The organism is Pseudomonas acericola (SeqCode) (assembly GCF_053456465.1).
In genome coordinates this window covers 158672-177485 of the sequence record NZ_JBRFJB010000002.1, presented here as the reverse complement: position 1 = coordinate 177485, position 18814 = coordinate 158672, and the positions used below count along the sequence as shown (strand labels likewise).

General features: G+C 60.2%; 19 protein-coding genes. 6 read left to right on the top strand and 13 right to left on the bottom strand.

What is annotated here, in order from left to right; all coding sequences use genetic code 11:
* The first annotated feature begins 2 nt into the window (after positions 1 to 2).
* The 4 genes from gatB (at position 3) to ACU688_RS06790 (ending at position 3431) form a co-directional block, all read left to right on the top strand.
* Positions 3 to 1448 (top strand): Asp-tRNA(Asn)/Glu-tRNA(Gln) amidotransferase subunit GatB, encoded by a 1446-nt coding sequence (gene gatB / locus ACU688_RS06805; RefSeq protein ID WP_017738776.1) that lies wholly within the window; start codon positions 3 to 5, stop codon positions 1446 to 1448.
* 127 nt (positions 1449 to 1575) lie between these two features.
* Positions 1576 to 1947: a septal ring lytic transglycosylase RlpA family protein gene (locus ACU688_RS06800; RefSeq protein ID WP_448184152.1), complete on the top strand. Its 372-nt coding sequence runs from the start codon at positions 1576 to 1578 to the stop codon at positions 1945 to 1947.
* 57 nt (positions 1948 to 2004) lie between these two features.
* Positions 2005 to 3051, top strand: a complete 1047-nt coding sequence (locus ACU688_RS06795) for a calcium/sodium antiporter (protein ID WP_448184845.1) — start codon at positions 2005 to 2007, stop codon at positions 3049 to 3051.
* Positions 3048 to 3431 (top strand): carboxymuconolactone decarboxylase family protein, encoded by a 384-nt coding sequence (locus ACU688_RS06790; RefSeq protein ID WP_448184151.1) that lies wholly within the window; start codon positions 3048 to 3050, stop codon positions 3429 to 3431. The genes ACU688_RS06795 and ACU688_RS06790 overlap by 4 nt, the downstream gene beginning before the upstream one ends.
* A gap of 124 nt (positions 3432 to 3555) precedes the next feature.
* On the opposite strand, the gene ACU688_RS06785 is transcribed toward ACU688_RS06790, so the two are convergent.
* The 5 genes from ACU688_RS06785 to kdgD all read right to left on the bottom strand — a co-directional run bounded on the left by ACU688_RS06785 (position 3556) and on the right by kdgD (position 10210).
* Entirely contained in the window at positions 3556 to 4497 is a 942-nt protein-coding gene (locus ACU688_RS06785; protein WP_448184150.1) for an AEC family transporter, read from the bottom strand.
* A 187-nt stretch (positions 4498 to 4684) separates the two neighbouring features.
* A complete protein-coding gene (gene garD / locus ACU688_RS06780) occupies positions 4685 to 6238 on the bottom strand; it encodes a galactarate dehydratase (RefSeq protein WP_017738781.1) in 1554 nt (517 codons plus the stop codon).
* Positions 6239 to 6249: 11 nt separating this feature from the next.
* Positions 6250 to 7614 carry an MFS transporter gene (locus ACU688_RS06775; protein ID WP_448184149.1) on the bottom strand — a complete coding sequence of 455 codons (1365 nt, stop codon included), beginning with the start codon at positions 7612 to 7614 and terminating at the stop codon, positions 6250 to 6252.
* Between the two features lie 184 nt (positions 7615 to 7798).
* Positions 7799 to 9244, bottom strand: a complete 1446-nt coding sequence (locus ACU688_RS06770) for an aldehyde dehydrogenase family protein (protein WP_448184148.1) — start codon at positions 9242 to 9244, stop codon at positions 7799 to 7801.
* 54 nt (positions 9245 to 9298) lie between these two features.
* Positions 9299 to 10210 carry a 5-dehydro-4-deoxyglucarate dehydratase gene (gene kdgD / locus ACU688_RS06765; protein WP_124527484.1) on the bottom strand — a complete coding sequence of 304 codons (912 nt, stop codon included), beginning with the start codon at positions 10208 to 10210 and terminating at the stop codon, positions 9299 to 9301.
* 235 nt (positions 10211 to 10445) lie between these two features.
* Between kdgD and ACU688_RS06760 the strand changes: the two genes are divergently transcribed.
* Positions 10446 to 11603, top strand: coding sequence for a phospholipase (locus ACU688_RS06760; protein WP_448184147.1), 1158 nt, complete (start codon positions 10446 to 10448; stop codon positions 11601 to 11603).
* A 118-nt stretch (positions 11604 to 11721) separates the two neighbouring features.
* Here the strand turns inward: ACU688_RS06760 and ACU688_RS06755 are convergent, their stop codons facing one another.
* The 8 genes from ACU688_RS06755 to rplM all read right to left on the bottom strand — a co-directional run bounded on the left by ACU688_RS06755 (position 11722) and on the right by rplM (position 17519).
* Positions 11722 to 12471: a FadR/GntR family transcriptional regulator gene (locus ACU688_RS06755; protein WP_017734515.1), complete on the bottom strand. Its 750-nt coding sequence runs from the start codon at positions 12469 to 12471 to the stop codon at positions 11722 to 11724.
* Between the two features lie 158 nt (positions 12472 to 12629).
* A complete protein-coding gene (locus ACU688_RS06750) occupies positions 12630 to 13046 on the bottom strand; it encodes a ClpXP protease specificity-enhancing factor (RefSeq protein ID WP_124527486.1) in 417 nt (138 codons plus the stop codon).
* Between the two features lie 17 nt (positions 13047 to 13063).
* A complete protein-coding gene (locus ACU688_RS06745) occupies positions 13064 to 13681 on the bottom strand; it encodes a glutathione S-transferase N-terminal domain-containing protein (protein ID WP_017734513.1) in 618 nt (205 codons plus the stop codon).
* A gap of 149 nt (positions 13682 to 13830) precedes the next feature.
* The gene (locus ACU688_RS06740) at positions 13831 to 14613 is read right to left on the bottom strand and encodes a cytochrome c1 (protein WP_448184146.1); all 783 of its coding nucleotides are present in this window, start codon (positions 14611 to 14613) and stop codon (positions 13831 to 13833) included.
* Positions 14613 to 15824, bottom strand: a complete 1212-nt coding sequence (locus tag ACU688_RS06735; protein WP_017734511.1) for a cytochrome b — start codon at positions 15822 to 15824, stop codon at positions 14613 to 14615. The genes ACU688_RS06740 and ACU688_RS06735 overlap by 1 nt, the downstream gene beginning before the upstream one ends.
* The gene (gene petA / locus ACU688_RS06730) at positions 15824 to 16417 is read right to left on the bottom strand and encodes a ubiquinol-cytochrome c reductase iron-sulfur subunit (protein ID WP_124527487.1); all 594 of its coding nucleotides are present in this window, start codon (positions 16415 to 16417) and stop codon (positions 15824 to 15826) included. The genes ACU688_RS06735 and petA overlap by 1 nt, the downstream gene beginning before the upstream one ends.
* Before the next feature lie 266 nt (positions 16418 to 16683).
* A complete protein-coding gene (rpsI, locus tag ACU688_RS06725) occupies positions 16684 to 17076 on the bottom strand; it encodes a 30S ribosomal protein S9 (protein WP_003216038.1) in 393 nt (130 codons plus the stop codon).
* Between the two features lie 14 nt (positions 17077 to 17090).
* Complete coding sequence (gene rplM, locus ACU688_RS06720) at positions 17091 to 17519, bottom strand: 50S ribosomal protein L13 (protein WP_003171742.1); 429 nt, start codon at positions 17517 to 17519, stop codon at positions 17091 to 17093.
* A gap of 248 nt (positions 17520 to 17767) precedes the next feature.
* Here rplM and ACU688_RS06715 point away from each other — a divergent pair, with 248 nt between their 5' ends.
* On the top strand, positions 17768 to 18808 hold the full coding sequence (locus tag ACU688_RS06715; protein WP_257780626.1) for an NADP(H)-dependent aldo-keto reductase: 1041 nt from the start codon (positions 17768 to 17770) through the stop codon (positions 18806 to 18808).
* Positions 18809 to 18814: the final 6 nt, after the last annotated feature.

Below are 18814 nucleotides of genomic sequence, written 5' to 3'. Positions count from 1 at the left end.
CTATGCAATGGGAAGTTGTGATCGGGCTGGAGATTCATACCCAGCTCGCCACCCAATCGAAGATTTTCTCCGGTAGCGCCACCACGTTCGGCTCCGAGCCGAACACCCAGGCCAGCCTGGTAGACCTGGGCATGCCCGGCGTGCTGCCGGTGCTGAACCAGGAAGCGGTGCGCATGGCGGTGATGTTCGGCCTGGCGATTGACGCCGAGATCGGCCAGCACAACGTGTTCGCGCGCAAAAACTACTTCTACCCGGACCTGCCCAAGGGCTACCAGATCAGCCAGATGGAATTGCCGATCGTCGGCAAGGGCCACCTCGACATCCCTCTGGAAGACGGCACCATCAAGCGCGTCGGCGTGACCCGCGCGCACCTGGAAGAAGATGCCGGCAAGAGCCTGCATGAAGAATTCCCGGGGGCCACCGGCATCGACCTGAACCGCGCCGGTACGCCGCTGCTGGAGATCGTTTCCGAGCCGGACATGCGCAGCGCCAAAGAGGCCGTGGCCTACGTCAAGACCATCCACGCGCTGGTGCGTTACCTGGGCATCTGCGACGGCAACATGGCCGAAGGCTCGCTGCGTTGCGACTGCAACGTGTCGATCCGTCCAAAAGGCCAGGCCGAGTACGGCACCCGCTGCGAGATCAAGAACGTCAACTCGTTCCGCTTCATCGAGAAGGCGATCAACAGCGAAGTGCGTCGCCAGATCGAGCTGATCGAAGACGGCGGCAAGGTCATCCAGCAGACCCGCCTGTACGACCCGAACAAAGACGAAACCCGTGCCATGCGCAGCAAGGAGGAAGCCAACGACTACCGTTACTTCCCCGACCCGGACCTGTTGCCGGTGGTTATCGAGGACTCGTTCCTCAATGACGTGCGCGCCACCCTGCCGGAATTGCCGCAGCAGAAACGCGAGCGCTTCCAGGAGCAGTTCGGCCTGTCGGTCTACGATGCCAGCGTCCTGGCCTCCAGCCGTGAACAAGCCAACTACTTCGAAAAAGTCGTGAGCATTGCCGGTGACGCCAAGCTGGCGGCCAACTGGGTGATGGTTGAGCTGGGCAGCCTGTTGAACAAACAGGGCCTGGAAATCGACGAAGCTCCGGTCACTGCCGAGCAACTGGGCGGCATGCTGCTGCGCATCAAGGACAACACCATCTCCGGCAAGATCGCCAAGACCGTGTTCGAAGCCATGGCAGCGGGCGAAGGCAACGCTGACGAGATCATCGACAAGCGCGGCCTCAAGCAAGTCACCGACAGCGGCGCGATCTCGGCCGTGCTGGATGAAATGCTCGCGGCCAACGCCGAGCAGGTCGAGCAATACCGCGCGGCAGACGAAGCCAAGCGCGGCAAGATGTTCGGCTTCTTTGTGGGCCAAGCGATGAAAGCCTCCAAAGGCAAGGCCAACCCGCAACAAGTGAACGAACTGCTGAAAAGCAAGCTCGAAGGCTGACACCTGATCGTTCCCACGCTCTGCGTGGGAACGCATCACTGGACGCTCCGCGTCCGCTTTTGTGACGCGGAGCGTCACGGGCTGCACTCCCACGCAGAGCGTGGGAGCGATCCTGGGGATACCTTGCATGAAGCGTCTACTCGGCCTCCTGGCTCTTTTTTCCCTGCTGACCGGCTGCGCCAGCGGCCTCGTCAACCCCAACGGCTACGACGAAACCGGCACCGCCTCCTATTACGGCGCCAAGCACCACGGCAAAAAAACTGCCAGCGGTGAACCTTTCAACCAAAACGCCCTGACCGCCGCCCACCGGCAATTGCCATTCGGCACCCAGGTCAAGGTGACCAACCTCGACAACGACAGATCCGTGGTGGTGCGCATCAACGATCGCGGCCCGCATACCCGTGGGCGCTTGATCGATCTTTCCCGCAAGGCTGCCGAGCAACTCGGTATGCTCAGCAGCGGCACCGCGCGGGTGCGCGTGCAAGCCCTGAGCAACTAACACGGAGCCCTGGCCATTTTCGGATTAACCGCCCTCTCGCCCTGGAGCCTGCTGGAACTGGTCAGCGGCTTGCTGTTGCTGATCACCGGCGCAGAAATCCTGGTGCGTGCCGCCGTGCGCCTGGCCGCCAGCCTCAAGGTGCGGCCGTTGATCATCGGCCTGACCATTGTCGCCTTCGGCAGCAGCGCGCCGCAGATGACCGTCAGCCTGCAAGCCACCCTGGCCGGCAACACCGATATCGCCGTGGGCAGCGTGATCGGCAGCAGCATCTTCAACGTCCTGGTGACCCTGGGCCTGTCGGCGCTGATCATTCCGCTGCGGGTCTCGCGCCAATTGGTGCGCCTGGATATCCCGGTGATGATCATCGCGGGCCTGCTGGTGTTTACCCTGGCCGCCAATGAAGCGCTCACGCCCGCCGACGGTTTGCTGCTGTTGGCGGCCCTGCTCGCGTACCTCGGCGTGTTGCACTACCAGACCCGCCACTCCCGCCGCCCGCGCACCCTCGACACGGTGGCCAGAGCTCCGTGGCTGAGCAGCGTGTTGCTGATGCTGGGCGGCTTTCTCGTACTGGTGCTGGCCGGGCATTTACTGCTCGGCGCAGCGGTGGATGTGGCAAGCGACCTGGGCTTGTCGGAGCGTGTGATCGGCCTGACCCTGATCGGCGTCGGCACCTCCCTGCCGTGCCTGGCCACCTCGCTGATCGCCGCCCTGCGCGGCGAGCGGGACATCGCCGTCGGCAACGTGATCGGCAGCAACCTGTTCAACCTGCTCGGCGTGCTGGGGTTTACCGCGCTGGTGGCGCCGACGCCGCTGTCAGTCTCGCCCAATGCCCTGGACTTCGACCTGCCGGTGATGCTCGCCGCCCTGGTGTTGTGCCTGCCGGTGTTCTACACCGGCTACCGCGTGACCCGCGCCGAAGGCCTGGTGCTGCTGGGGCTGTACCTGGCGTACGGGCTGCATGTGATGTCGTTCACCACCGGCATGCTCCTGGCCACCAAGCTTGAACACCTGATGCTCTATTACGTCCTGCCAGTGCTGGTGGCTTTCCTGTTGTTCAGCACGCTGCGAGCCTGGCGCCGCCAACACAAGAGGGAATCGCAATGACCGATCAGAAAAAGTCCGGGGTTGAGATGCGTCGCCAGGTCATGGGCGATGTGTTCGTCGACCGCGCCCTGGGCAATGCCACCGAGTTCACCCAGCCGCTGCAGGACTTCGTCAACGAACACGCCTGGGGCGGTGTATGGAATCGCGAAGGTTTGCCGCTGAAAACCCGCAGCCTGATCACCCTCGCCGCCCTGACCGCGCTCAAGTGCCCGCAGGAACTCAAGGGCCACGTGCGCGGTGCGTTGAACAATGGCTGTAGCGTAGAGGAGATTCGCGAGGCGCTGCTGCATTGCGCGGTGTATGCGGGCGTGCCGGCGGCGATTGATGCGTTTCGCGCGGCGCAGGAAGTGATTGAGGCGTATCACGCGGATCAGCAGTGACTGTCAGATAGCTATCGCAGCGATGCGGCGACCCGACAAGCCTGCTCCCACATTCGAATGTGTTCACAAATCAAAATGTGGGAGCTGGCTTGCCTGCGATTGGCCCTCACAGACACCCCAAAACTCAGATCCAGCTACCCGCCTGCAGCACAAAAATCCCGATGTTCGTCGTCACCGCCGCCATCAGCGTGGTGATCACAATAATCGCCGCCGCCAACTCATGATTGCCCTCCGCCGCCCTGGCCATCACAAAACTCGCCGCCGCCGTCGGCGCGCCGAAGTACAAGAACAGAATCCCCAACTCCGGCCCCCTGAAACCCAGCAGCCAAGCGCCCGTCGTCGCCACCACCGGCAGGCCGATCATCTTCATCACGCTCGCACTCAAGGCCATGCCGCCGCTTTTGCGCAACGCCGCCAGCGACAGGGTCCCGCCAATGCAGATCAGCGCCAGCGGCAAGGTCATGTCCGCCAGGTAACGGCCCGACGACTCCAGCCAACCCGGCAAGCCAATCTGGAACACCGCGAACGGCGTGGCCACGATCACGCTGATGATCAATGGGTTGGCCACCACACTTTTGCAGATGCTCCACGGGTCGGACTTGATCACCGGGCTGTACACCGCCAGCACAATGGTCGACAGCGTGTTGTAGAACAGGATCACCAGCGCCGCGAGGATCGCGCCGAGGGAGATGCCGTAATCGCCGTACATGCTGGCCGCCAGCGCCAGGCCGATCACGCCGTTGTTGCCGCGAAACGCACCCTGGGTGTAGATACCACGGTCTTCACGCGGGCAACGCCAGATCGCCCAGCCCCAGGCCAGGGCAAAACTGAGCAAGGTGGCGACGGCAAAATAAATCAGAAGGCCCGGCTTGAGCGCCGAGTGCAGGTCGGCATGCAGGATGCCCAGAAACAGCAGCGCCGGCATGGTGACGTTGAACACCAGGGACGACGCCGTGTGGATAAAGTTGTCGTTGATCCAGTTGATGCGCTTGAGCAACACACCGAGAAACAGCATGGCAAACACCGGCGCGGTGATGGACAGGGTGGTGAGGAAAATTGCCAGCATGCCGGGGAGAACCTTGGTGAGCGTCGTTAGGTGGCTAATGATAAGCCAGTAAGCGCAGGCTCGCATGGACAACACCAATCAAATGTGGGAGCTGGCTTGCCTGCGATGGCGGTGTGTCAGTCGATACATCTGTCACTGATACATTGCTATCGCAGGCAAGCCAGCTCCCACATTGTTCGCACCGGTCTCAGGTGATGGGCGCCGGGTTGAACAGGGTAATGTCGTTATGCAGCTTATGCCGCTCCGCCCAGGTCTGCTTCTTGCCGCTGGCCACATCCAGATAGAAGTGGAACAACTCCCATCCCAATTCCTCAATGCTCGCACGCCCCGTGGCAATGCGACCGGCATCAATGTCGATCAAATCCGGCCAGCGCTGCGCCAATTCCGTGCGCGTCGACACCTTGACCACCGGCGCCATCGCCAGCCCATAAGGCGTACCACGCCCGGTGGTAAACACATGCAGGTTCATCCCCGCCGCCAACTGCAAGGTGCCGCACACAAAGTCACTGGCCGGCGTGGCGCAAAAGATCAGGCCCTTGCCCTTGAAACGCTCGCCCGGGCCCAGCACGCCGTTGATCGCGCTGCTGCCGGACTTGACGATGGAGCCCAAGGACTTCTCGACAATGTTCGACAACCCGCCCTTCTTGTTGCCCGGCGTGGTGTTGGCGCTGCGGTCGGCCTCGCCCTTGGCCAGGTAACGGTCGTACCAGTCCATTTCCCTGACAAGCTCTTGGGCAACTTCCTTACTCTCGGCGCGTGAAGTCAGCAGGTAAATCGCATCGCGGACTTCAGTCACTTCGGAAAACATCACCGTCGCCCCGGCCCGCAGCAGCAAGTCCGAGGCATAGCCCAGCGCCGGGTTGGCGGTGATGCCGGAAAACGCATCACTGCCGCCGCACTGCATGCCCAGGATCAGCTCCGAGGCAGGCACGGTTTCGCGGCGGCGCTGGTCGAGCTTCTTCAAGCGCGTCTCGGCCAGTTCCATGATCTGCTCGATCATTTCGGTAAAGCCGTGGCTGGAATCCTGTAGCCGATACAACCACGGCTCGCTCAGGTCCACCGAGCTGTCGTTGTCGTGCATCACCTGCCCGGCCTGCAATTTCTCGCAACCCAGGCTGATCACCAGGGCTTCGCCGCCCAGGTTCGGGTTGCGCGCCAAGTTGCGCACGGTGCGGATCGGAATGTAGGCATCCGTCGCGGTAATCGCCACACCGCAGCCGTAACTGTGGGTCAGCGCCACCACGTCATCGACATGGGGGTACTTGGGCAGCAGCTCATCCTTGATGCGCTTGACCGCATGGTCCAACACCCCCGTGACGCACTGCACCGTGGTGGTAATGCCAAGAATATTGCGCGTGCCCACGGTGCCGTCGGCATTGCGATAACCCTCGAAGGTAAACCCCTCCAACGGCGCCTGGGTTTGCGGTACCTCGGTGGACAGCGGCAAGCTGTCCAACGGTGGCGCAGTGGGCATGCGCAGTTGATCTTCCTGGACCCAACTGCCACGCGGAATCGGCGCCAAGGCGTAACCGATGGTCTGGCCGTAGCGAATAATCTGACCGCCCTCGGGGATATCTTCCAGGGTCACCTTGTGGCTCTGGGGGATGAAATCCACGGTCACCAGGCCGTCCGGGAACTCGGTCCCGGCCGGAACGCCCTGGTCGTTGACCACGATCACTACGTTGTCGCGCTCGTGCAAACGAATGGAGCGCGGCGAGTCGGCATGTTCAATCAACTGCATTACATCGCCCCTCAGGAGTGCGCTTCGGTAAGTTGGGTCAGTTCAGGGCCCTTGGCTGGCGGCTCTTTGAGCACCACGCGCTTGATCGGACCCACGATGACTAGGTAGCTGAACACCGCCACCAGCGCGTTGGCGCCGACGAACACCAAGGCCCATTTGAACGAGCCGGTGGTGCTGATGATGTAGCCGATGACGATCGGCGTAGTGATCGACGCGAGGTTACCGAAGGTGTTGAACAAGCCGCCACTGAGGCCGGCGATTTGTTTCGGCGAAGTGTCGGACACCACCGCCCAGCCCAGTGCGCCAACGCCTTTACCGAAGAAGGCCAGGGCCATGAAGCCCACCACCATCCATTCGATATCCACGTAGTTGCAGGCCACGATGCTGCTGGAGATCAGCAGGCCACCGATGATCGGCGCCTTGCGGGCGAAGGTCAGCGAATGGCCCTTGCGCAGCAGGTAATCGGAAATCACCCCGCCGAGCACACCGCCGATAAACCCGCAGATCGCCGGCAACGAGGCAATGAAACCGGCCTTGAGAATGGTCATGCCACGGTCCTGCACCAGGTACACCGGGAACCAGGTCAGGAAGAAGTAGGTGATGCCATTGATGCAGTACTGGCCCAGGTACACGCCGAGCATCATGCGGTTGGTCAGCAGTTGGCGGATGTAATCCCACTTCGGACCGTCAGTTTTTTTACCTTTGCCCTTGTCCTGGTCCATATCGACCATCGCACCATTGGCGGCAATGTGGTTGAACTCGGCTTCGTTGATCAGCGGATGCTGGCGCGGGCTGTGGATAACTTTCAGCCAGATCAGCGAGAACAGGATGCCGATCACGCCCATCACGATAAACACGTGCTGCCAGCCGAAGCTGTAGACGATCCAGCCCATCAGCGGTGCAAACAACACCGTAGCGAAGTACTGCGCCGAGTTGAAGATCGCCGAAGCCGTGCCGCGCTCGGCCGTAGGAAACCACGCCGCGACAATACGGGCGTTTCCGGGAAACGAAGGCGCTTCGGCCAGGCCCACCATGAAGCGCAGCATAAACAGCGCAACCACGGCGGTGGAGACACCGAACTCACCGACATAGCCTTGCAGCACGGTGAACAGTGACCAGGTGAAGATGCTCAGGGCATAGACTTTTTTCGAGCCGAACCGGTCCAGCAGCCAGCCGCCGGGAATTTGCCCGGCCACGTAGGCCCAACCGAATGCAGAGAAGATGTAACCGAGGGTGACCGCGTCGATGCCGAGGTCTTTTTGCAGGCTGGAGCCCGCGATGGCGATGGTGGCCCGGTCGGCGTAGTTGATCGTGGTCACCAGGAACAGCATGAGCAATATCAAATAGCGGACATGGGTCGGCTTGGTCGCTTGCATAAAGAAGTACTCCCACTAATTATTTTTTTTGCGGGTAATGGTTTCTGTTTTTCGTGTGGGAACCGCTTTATGTGGGAGCTGGCTTGCCTGCGATACAGGCACCGCGCAGTGTCAGGCAAACTGCGGTGATGCCATCGCAGGCAAGCCAGCTCCCACAGGAACCGACGCCCAAAGGTGTTGCGTGTTACGAACCGATGTAGCTGGTCTTCACCACGGTGTAGAACTCTTGCGCATAGCGACCTTGCTCACGCGAACCATAGGATGAGCCCTTACGGCCACCGAATGGAACGTGATAATCCACACCGGCGGTCGGCAGGTTGACCATCACCATCCCGGCCTGGGAGTGACGCTTGAAGTGGTTGGCGTATTTCAGCGACGTGGTGGCAATGCCCGCCGACAATCCGAACTCGGTGTCATTGGCCATGGCCAGTGCCGCTTCGTAGTCCGCCACGCGCACCACGTTGGCCACCGGGCCGAAGATCTCTTCGCGGCTGATGCGCATGGCGGCTTCGCTGTCGGCGAACAGCGTTGGCGCCAAGTAGTAACCTTCGGTGTCGCAGGTCACCAGGCCACCACCGCTCACCAGCCGCGCGCCTTCGCTTTGGCCAATGTCGATGTACTTCAAGTCCTGATCCAACTGGGCCTGGGAAACCACCGGGCCGATGTCGGTGCCGCTGTGCAACGCATGGCCGACCTTGATCGACTTCATGCGCTCAGCCATCGCCGCGACGAACTGGTCGTGAATCCCGGCGGTGACAATCAGGCGGCTGGAGGCGGTGCAACGCTGGCCGGTGGAGTAGAACGCGCTCTGCACCGACAGCTCGACGGCCTGCTTGAGGTCGGCGTCGTCGAGAATGATCTGCGGGTTCTTGCCGCCCATTTCCAACTGCACCTTGGCCTGGCGCGACACACAGCTGACGGCGATCTGACGGCCCACACCGACGGAACCGGTGAAGCTGATGCCATCGACTTTCGCGCTGTTGACCAGCACATCGCCGACCACGCGGCCGCTGCCCATCACCAGGTTGAACACGCCAGCCGGGAAGCCGGCGCGGGAGATAATCTCCGCCAGGGCCCAGGCGCAGCCCGGCACCAGTTCGGCCGGCTTGATCACCACGCAGTTGCCGTAGGCCAGGGCCGGGGCGATTTTCCACGCGGGGATGGCAATCGGGAAGTTCCACGGGGTGATCAGGCCGACCACGCCGAGGGCTTCGCGGGTCACTTCAACGTTGACGCCCGGGCGCACCGATGGCACGTAGTCGCCGGACAAGCGCAGGCATTCACCGGCGAAGAACTTGAAGATGTTGCCGGCACGGGTCACTTCGCCGATGGCTTCGGGCAGGGTCTTGCCCTCTTCCCGGGCCAGCAAGGTGCCGAGCTCTTCGCGGCGGGCGAGGATTTCGCTGCCGACTTTATCCAGGGCATCGTGGCGCGCCTGAATCCCGGAGGTGGACCAGGCCGGGAACGCGGCGCGTGCAGCCTCAATGGCAGAGTTGACTTGGCCGACATCGGCCTTGGCGTATTCGCCAATCACATCGGACAAGTCCGACGGGTTGAGGTTGACGCAATAGTCGGCACCGGCCACCCATTGGCCGTTGATGTAGTTTTCAAAACGCTGGGCTTGGGACACGAATCTTCTCCTGACGCAAAAGGCCGCTGATCTCTCAGCGGCCTTGTAGATAAGTTATTGCGCGCCTTGCTTGTCGATCAGCGCGGCCAGGGCTTCGTATTCTTCCGGCAACAGGTCGGTCAGCGGGGTGCGCACCGGGCCTGCGTCGTAGCCGACGATTTTGGCACCCGCCTTGACGATGCTCACGGCATAGCCAGCCTTGCGGTTGCGGATGTCCAAGTACGGCAGGAAGAAGTCGTCGATGATCTTGTCGACGGTGGCGTGATCTTCGCGGGCAATGGCGTGGTAGAAATCCATCGCGGTTTTCGGGATGAAGTTGAATACCGCCGAGGAGTACACCGGCACGCCCAGGGCCTTGTAGGCAGCGGCGTAAACCTCTGCAGTCGGCAGGCCGCCGAGGTAGCTGAAACGATCACCAAGGCGACGGCGGATCGAGACCATCAATTCAATGTCGCCCAGGCCGTCTTTGTAGCCGATCAGGTTCGGGCAACGCTCGGCCAAGCGTTCCAGCAGTGGCGCGGTGAGGCGGCAGACGTTGCGGTTGTATACCACCACACCAATCTTCACCGATTTGCACACCGCTTCAACGTGGGCGGCAACCCCGTCCTGGCTGGCTTCGGTGAGGTAGTGCGGCAGCAGCAACAAGCCTTTGGCACCCAGGCGCTCGGCCTCTTGGGCGTACTCGATGGCCTGGCGGGTCGAACCGCCGACACCGGCGAGGATTGGCACGCTGGTGGCGCAGGTATCAACGGCGGTTTTCACTACTTGGGAATATTCGCTGGCAGCGAGGGAGAAAAACTCACCGGTGCCGCCGGCAGCGAAAAGGGCCGTGGCGCCGTAGGGAGCCAGCCATTCCAGACGCTTGATGTAACCCGCCTGGTGGAAGTCACCCTGCGCATTGAAATCGGTCACCGGGAAAGACAGCAGACCGTGGGAGAGGATGGACTTCAGTTCTTGTGGATTCATTATTCGAACACCCTGGGCGAAGACTTTCTGTCGAAAGGTTGTTGTTGGTTTTGGTGATGTCGTACGTCATCGTACAACTATAAAAAGATTCGTCAACTGCAATTCGTCGAGGTCTGTCCAGGGCTCGATGTATGGCCTGCCTTCTTGACGTAGGAAATTATTCCTCTATGCTGGCAATAACTGTATATGCATACAGTTATTAAGGAAGATTCCTACGACATAGCAAGGAGCTAACATGTCAGGTCTTGAACTCGCAGCACCCGCAAAAAACCAACCGATCCTGCGCTTCGAAGGCGGCGAACACACCGCCATCGGCGACGACACCCTGTTGCATTTCGCCAAGGACGCTCCGGCAATCCCCGCCCGACAAGTCGAGCTGCACCTGCCCAATGGGCTGGCGCTGACCTACGGTCAGGTGATTGCCCTGGGCGGTGACTTCTACGGCATTCCCGGTCAGCCCATCAGCGATGGCGCCTCCCCTGCCGACCGCGTGCAACGCTTTACCGCCGCGTTCAACTCGCTGGCGGTTTTGCCGGCGTCGCGGGAAGAAGCCCGCAAGATCCTCGCGGTGATGCAAAAGGAGATTAACGCGGTCAACCAGGCGATCAGGGACGGCAAGCAAGCCCATGAAGCCTACGATGCGCTGGGTGATACGTTGTCCGAGGAGTGGAATCGCATCACGGGTGGCGGCAGTGCGGTTTCGGCGCTCGTTCCGCTGGGGCGTTATCTGAAACTGGCGGCAGACAATGCCGACCACTTTGGTGAATGGGCGTTGTCGGCGTACCTGGCCGGGCATATGGCGGCGCTGCAACAGGCCGTGGTGGCGCATCAAACCGGTACCGATCAGGCGCTGGAACTGGCCTATGCCATGAACAGTTTTGCTGATCACTTTTTGACCGACCTGTTTTCCGCCGGGCACTTGCGAGTGCCACGCAAGCAATTGGCAGCAGTGGTCACGCCGGGTGAACTGGGTTCGTTGATCAGCCGCTTCATGCACGATGAAGACAGCAAGTTCGGGCTCAAGGTGCGCAACGCCCTCGGGGAGCAATGGCATGCCTATGGCGACAAACGCTACTTCGATTCCATCGATGGGGACAATCGGGTGCAGGTCAAACGTGCGGTGCAGGCTTCGGCGGATGAAATCTTCGAAACCTTTATCAGCGGCGTGGCGCCCTCCCCGGCCGACTTCAAGGCGCCGTTGTATGTGCCGGACTTGAAGGCCGCGCAGAACCCGGCGAACAACTTTTCGCCGCTGTTCAAGATGGAAGGAGACAAGGTGCTGCGGCGCAAGGAAGTGAATGACTTGAACGACAAGCGCTGGACGGATGATTGGTGGGGGTGGAGTACGTATCTGCTGCTCAAGGACTACAAGCCCAACCAACCTGCCGCTTAAACGCAGATCAAATGTGGGAGCTGGCTTGCCTGCGATGGCGGTGTATCAGCCAAGCGCCCACCGACTGACCCAGCGCAATCGCGGGCAAGCCCGCTCCCACACTAGATAGGCATCAACCTCAGTTGCGCTGCGATTCTGCCTCTTCATGGGCATGGCGCAGCCGCTCACGGCTGTTGGTCAGGTGCAGGCGCATGGCCGCCCGCGCCGCATCCGAATCCTTACGGGCAATCGCCTCGTAGATCTCTTCATGCTCACGGCTCAAACGCCCCATGTAGTGTTGCTGGTCATCGTGGGCCAGACGCGCGGAATTCAAGCGCGTACGCGGAATGATGCTGGTGCCCAGGTGGGTCATGATGTCGGTGAAGTAGCGGTTGCCGGTGGACAGGGCGATTTCCAGGTGGAAGGCAAAGTCGGACGCCACCGCATCGCCGGCGTGTGCTGCGCTTTCATTCAGGGCATCGAGGGCGGCGCGCATGGTCGCCAGTTGTTCGTCGGTGCGGCGCAATGCAGCCAACCCTGCGGACTCGACTTCCAGGCTGATACGCAGCTCCAGGATCGCCAGCACATCACGCAACGTGACCACCGTGGCCGGGTCGATACGGAAGCCGCTCGGGCTTGGCGTATCCAGCACAAAGGTGCCGATGCCGTGACGGGTCTCCACCTGGCCTGCTGCCTGCAAGCGCGAGATGGCCTCACGCACCACGGTGCGGCTGACGCCATGGGCTTCCATGATCGCCGACTCGGTGGGCAGCTTGTCACCGCGCTTGAGTTCACCATCGCGGATCTGCTCGGACAACACCGTGACCAATTCCTGGGCAAGGCTGCGGCGCTTGCGGGGAAGACGAGGGGCGGTGTTGGTGTTTTCCATGATGAATCATCTTTCTCGGCGAACTTGAGCAGGCATCATAGCCCATGGCGGTTGTACGATCACCGTCCGGGCACGACTTTCATCCACATCAAGCACGCAAAAAAATGCCCCGGCACAGGCCGAGGCATTTTTCAGGCGTGCCCGAAGGCAACCACCGTTTACTTCACCACTTTCAGGCTCGGCCGGCCGCTTGGGCGCGGTGGCTCGGCATCCGGTGGCAGATCACCGTCGTCATCGCCTTCGATCGATTCATCACCGTCGAACGGCGACTCCAGATCAAACACCATGCCTTGGCCGTTCTCCCGGGCGTAGATCCCGAGAATGGCGCCAATCGGCACGAACAGCGTATGCGGCACACCGCCGAAACGCCCTTCGAAGCTCACCGCTTCGTTGTCCATGTGCAGGTGGCGCACGGCACTGGGCGATACGTTCAACACAATCTGCCCGTCACTGGCAAAACCTTGCGGTACCTGAACCGCAGGAAATTCGGAATTGACCAGCATGTGCGGGGTGCAATCGTTGTCCACAATCCACTCATAGAGCGCGCGGACCAGGTAAGGTCGACTGGAGTTCATCAGCGGCTCCTTAAGCCTTAGCGCATATCGCGTTCGACACCAGACAGACTCGCCTGGAAAGCCTCACGCGCAAACTGGCGCTCCATGTAATCAAGCAGCGGCTTGGCTGGCCGCGGCAGTTCAATGCCCAGGATCGGCAAGCGCCAGAGTATGGGTAATAGGCAGCAATCCACCAAGCTTTGTTCCTCACTGAGGAAAAAAGGCTTGTCGGCGAACAGCGGCGAAACGCCGGTCAGGCTCTCGCGCAATTCCTTGCGCGCCACAACACGGGCCGCCTCTTTGCTGCGCGAATCCAGAATCACGTCCACCAGCCCGCACCAGTCACGCTGGATCCGATGGATCAGCAGGCGGCTGTTGGCACGCGCCACCGGATACACCGGCAGCAAAGGTGGATGCGGGTAACGCTCATCCAGGTATTCCATCACCACGGTCGACTCCCACAACGCCAGGTCACGATCGACCAGGGTGGGCAAGCTGCCGTAGGGGTTCACTTCGATCAGTTTTGGCGGCTGACGGCCCGCCTCCACACTGATGATCTCGGCGCTGACACCCTTCTCTGCGAGCACGATACGTACTCGGTGGGAATAGTGGTCGGCGGGGTCGGAGTAACAGGCCAACCGATTGGTCACGCCCATGGCGGTCCTCCTCGCTTGTTGAAATTATCGAAAGCTCAAAAACGAGCGCGCCCAGGGAGCATCTCTGTAACGACCGGTTCAACCAGGTCGCTACGTATTCAGAGATGCCGCTGGGCGCGCAAGATTAACAGCAATTGCTTACGGTTGGATCAATGCACATCCTTCCAGTATTCGCGTTTGAGCAGATAGGCGAACACAAAGAAGAAAGCCAGGTACAGCAAGACGTAGGTACCGATGCGCTGGTGTTGCAGTTTGACCGGGTTGGCCGAGTAGGCCAGGAAGGTCACGAGATTTTTTACTTTCTCGTCGAACTGCTCTTCGTTCAGCGCGCCGGTCTTGGGCACGATGGTCAGTTGATCGCACGCTTCGTGAGTCAAAGGCGTACCGGTCAACGGGTCATATTGCTTCTTGCCGTCTTCAACGACCTGAACCTGCTTGCATCCTACCACTTGGCGACCCTGCAGGCCGACCAGAACGTTAGGCATACCGACGTTCGGGAAGACTTTGTTGTTCACGCCATACGGGCGCGAAGGGTCTTCGTAGAAGGATTTCAGGTAGTTGTAGAGCCAGTCGGTGCCACGTACGCGTGCCACCAGGGTCAGGTCGGGCGGTGCTGCACCGAACCAGGCCTTGGCGTCGGCGGGCTTCATGCCGATGTTCATGTGGTCGCCGATCTTGGCGCCGGTGAACACCAGTTTGTCCAGCATCACTTCGTGAGGGATACCGAGGTCATCGGCAACCCGCTCATAACGCTGGAACTTGGCGCTGTGGCAGCCCATGCAGTAGTTGGCGAATGTCCGCGCGCCGTCTTGCAGGGCGGCTTTGTCCGACACGTCGATATCGACTTTTTCCAGCTCCGGGCCGCCGTGCTCGGCAGCGAAGGACAGCAGCGGCAGGGCCGCAAGCATCAATGCAACGAATAATTTTTTCATCAGCCAGTCACCCTTTCCGGTACCGGTTTGGTCTTCTCGAGCCGGGTGTAGAACGGCATCAGAATGAAGTAGGCGAAATACAGGAAGGTGCAGACCTGCGACAGCAACGTACGCTCAGGGGTTGGCGCCAATACGCCCAACACACCCAGGATCACGAAGGCAATGCAGAACACCCACAGCCAGATTTTGCTCAGCCAGCCTTTGTAGCGCATGGACTTGACCGGGCTACGGTCGAGCCACGGCAACACGAACAGCACGGCGATGGCCGCACCCATGGCGATCACGCCCATGAGTTTGTCGGGGATCGCGCGCAAGATCGCGTAGAACGGCGTGAAGTACCAGACCGGGGCAATGTGCTCAGGGGTCTTGAAGGCGTTGGCCTGTTCGAAGTTAGGTTTCTCCAGGAAATACCCACCCATCTCCGGGAAAAAGAACACGATCGAGCAGAACACGAACAGGAACACGACCACGCCGACAATGTCCTTGACGGTGTAGTACGGGTGGAACGGAATGCCATCCAGCGGGATGCCGTTCTCGTCCTTGTGCTTCTTGATGTCCACGCCATCCGGGTTGTTCGAACCCACTTCGTGCAGCGCCAGGATGTGCAGCACCACCAGGCCGAGGATCACGATGGGCAAGGCCACCACGTGCAACGCAAAGAAGCGGTTCAGGGTGATACCGGAGATCAGGTAGTCACCACGAATCCACTGGGTCAGGTCGTTGCCGATCACTGGGATAGCACCGAACAGCGAGATGATCACCTGGGCGCCCCAGTACGACATCTGGCCCCACGGCAGCAGGTAACCCATGAAGGCTTCGGCCATCAGCGCCAGGTAGATCAGCATGCCGAACACCCACACCAGCTCACGAGGCTTCTGGTACGAGCCGTAGAGCAGGCCACGGAACATGTGCATGTAGACGACGATAAAGAACGCCGAGGCGCCGGTGGAGTGCAGCAGGCGCAGGATCGAGCCGTACTCGACGTCACGCATGATGTATTCGACGGAGGCGAACGCTTCTTCTGCCGACGGCGTGTAGCTCATGGTCAGCCAGACGCCGGTGACGATCTGGTTGACCAGCACCAGCAGTGCCAGCGAGCCGAAGAAGTAGAAGAAGTTGAAGTTTTTTGGTGCGTAATATTTGCTGAGATGGTCTTCCCACATTTTTGTGGCGGGGAAGCGCGCATCCACCCAATCCATGAACTTGCTCATCACGCGTTCTCCTTATCGAGGCCAATGACAATGAGGTCGTCAGTTTCGTAGGTATGCGGAGGCACGGGCAGGTTCAGGGGAGCAGGTTGGGACTTGTAGACGCGACCAGCGAGGTCGTAGTGCGAGCCGTGGCAAGGGCAGAAATAACCACCGACCCAATCCTTGCCCAGATCGACCGGAGCAACTTCCGGGCGGAAGGTAGGCGAGCAACCCAGGTGAGTACAAAGACCGACCAGCAGCAGAATTTCTGGCTTGATCGAACGCGCTTCGTTTTTGGCGTAGGCGGGTTGGTCGGACTTCTCGGATGTCGGGTCAGACAACTGGCCTTCGATCTTCTTGAGATTCCCCAGGATTTCCTCGGTACGACGAACAATGAAGACCGGCTGGCCGCGCCACTCAGCAATCATCTGCTGGCCTGGCTCGATCTTGCTGATATTCACCTTCACCGGTGCACCTGCGGCTTTCGCCTTGGCACTGGGAAACCATGACCCCACGAACGGGACCGCAGCCCCCACCGCTCCTGCAGCACCCACCACGGATGTGGCTGCTACCAAGAAGCGACGCCGGCCTGCATTCACGCCGTCATTGCTCATTCAGTCCTCTCCCATCAGCTTTTTGGCCTGTTAAATCAGGCGTCTACTAAGTGTTGAATCTTTACTTATAAAAATTTTGCCGAATGGTAATGAAAAGCCCCACGGTTGACAAGGTAATTGCCCAGGGCTCAGCCTCCAGGCCTTGTAGTATAGGGGGTCTACGGATGTGGCAAGTTGTCACGCACAAATTTGTGCATAAATCGCAGGCAATAAAAAACGCCCAGCTCCGTGAGGAGACTGGGCGTTTTTGTGGAACGTAAAGCGAATTAACGCTTCGAGTACTGCGGACGCTTACGCGCTTTACGCAGACCGACTTTCTTACGTTCAACTTCACGGGCATCGCGAGTCACGAAGCCAGCTTTGCGCAGAGCGCCACGCAGGGTTTCGTCGTACTGCATCAGAGCGCGAGTGATACCGTGGCGGATTGCGCCAGCTTGACCACTTACACCGCCACCGATAACGGTGACGTAGATGTCGAACTTCTCAACGGTCTCGGTCAGTTCCAGCGGCTGACGAACTACCATGCGGGCAGTTTCGCGGCCGAAGAAGTTTTCCAGAGTGCGGTTGTTGATCGAGATGTTACCAGTGCCCGGACGCAGGAAAACGCGTGCGGTTGCGGTTTTGCGACGGCCAGTGCCGTAATTTTGAGTCGCCGACATAATGAACTATTCCGTTAAAACTTCAGTTCTTGGGGCTGCTGAGCAGCATGAGGGTGTACAGCGCCCGCATAGACTTTCAGCTTGCGAAACATATCGCGACCCAGTGGGCCCTTAGGCAGCATACCTTTGACCGCGATTTCGATCGGGGCTTCAGGCTTCTTGGAGATCAGGCCTTCGAAGTTCGAAGACTTGATACCGCCTGGGAAACCGGAGTGACGGTAGTACATTTTGTCTTGCGCTTTGTTGCCGGTAACACGTACCTGCTCAGCGTTGATGATCACGATGTAGTCACCGGTGTCAACGTGAGGGGTGTACTCAGGCTTGTGCTTGCCACGCAGACGGCTGGCGACTTCAGTGGCCAGACGACCCAGGGTCTGACCAGCGGCGTCGACGACAAACCAGTCGCGCTGAACTGTTTCCGGTTTTGCAGTAAAAGTTGTCATTCTTTAATAGCCTCAGGGGCCGCCCTGTAAATTAGACGGCGGATCTTACTGAATAGTGCGTACTTTGACAAGTCAAAGGCAGCCGGATACAGACGCTATCGGGGGCTCGGGTCGGCGCGTCCGTTCAACGGCAAGATTCTTCGGCAGGCGGCGCATCACTTCCACTGCAGAAAGAGGTGGGCAATTATGCAGATTGCGAAAAAAAATTCAACCTGCTTTTATGATTGTTTTCCCTGAAGGAGTACCCGATGGATTATCGACAGCTGGGCCGTACGGATCTGAACGTGAGCGCGATAGCCTTGGGCACCATGACCTGGGGTGAGCAGAACAGCGAGGCAGAGGCCTTCGCCCAGATCGAACGGGCCAAGGCCGCGGGGATCAACTTCCTCGACACGGCGGAAATGTACCCGGTGCCGCCCAAGGCCGACACCTATGCCACCACCGAGCGTTATATCGGTAATTACTTCAAAAGCCGTGGCGATCGCGCCGACTGGGTCCTCGCCAGCAAGATCGCCGGCCCCGGCAACACCATCGACTACATCCGCGACGGCCACCTGCGCCACAACCGCAAGCACATCGTCGAAGCCCTGGATGCCAGCCTCAAGCGCCTGCAAACCGACTGGATCGACCTCTACCAGCTGCACTGGCCGGAGCGCAGCACCAACTTCTTCGGCCAACTGAGCTACAAGCACAAGGACGAAGACAACCTCACCCCGCTGGAGGAAACCCTCGAAGCCCTGGACGAGCAAGTGAAGGCCGGCAAGATCCGCCACATCGGCCTGTCCAACGAAACCCCGTGGGGCACCATGAAGTTCCTCGCCCTGGCCGAAGCCCGTGGCTGGCCTCGCGCGGTGTCGATCCAGAACCCCTACAACCTGCTCAACCGCAGCTTTGAAGTGGGCCTGGCGGAAATCGCCATTCGCGAGCAATGCGGCCTGCTGGCCTACTCGCCCCTGGCGTTCGGCATGCTCAGCGGCAAGTACGAAGGTGGCGCACGCCCGGCCAAGGCGCGCCTGACGGAGTACAGCCGGTTCAGCCGCTACTTCAACCCGCAGTCGGAAGCGGCGTGCAGCCGTTATGTGGCGCTGGCGCGCGAGCATGGCTTGGACCCGGCGCAGATGGCGTTGGCGTTTGTGACGCAGCAGCCGTTTGTGACCAGCAATATCATTGGCGCCACGTCGCTGGAGCAGTTGGACAGCAACATTGCCAGCGCTGACTTGAAGCTGTCGAAAGAGGTGTTGGAGGGGATTGAGGCGATTCAGAAGGATCATCCGAACCCTGCGCCTTGATTGATC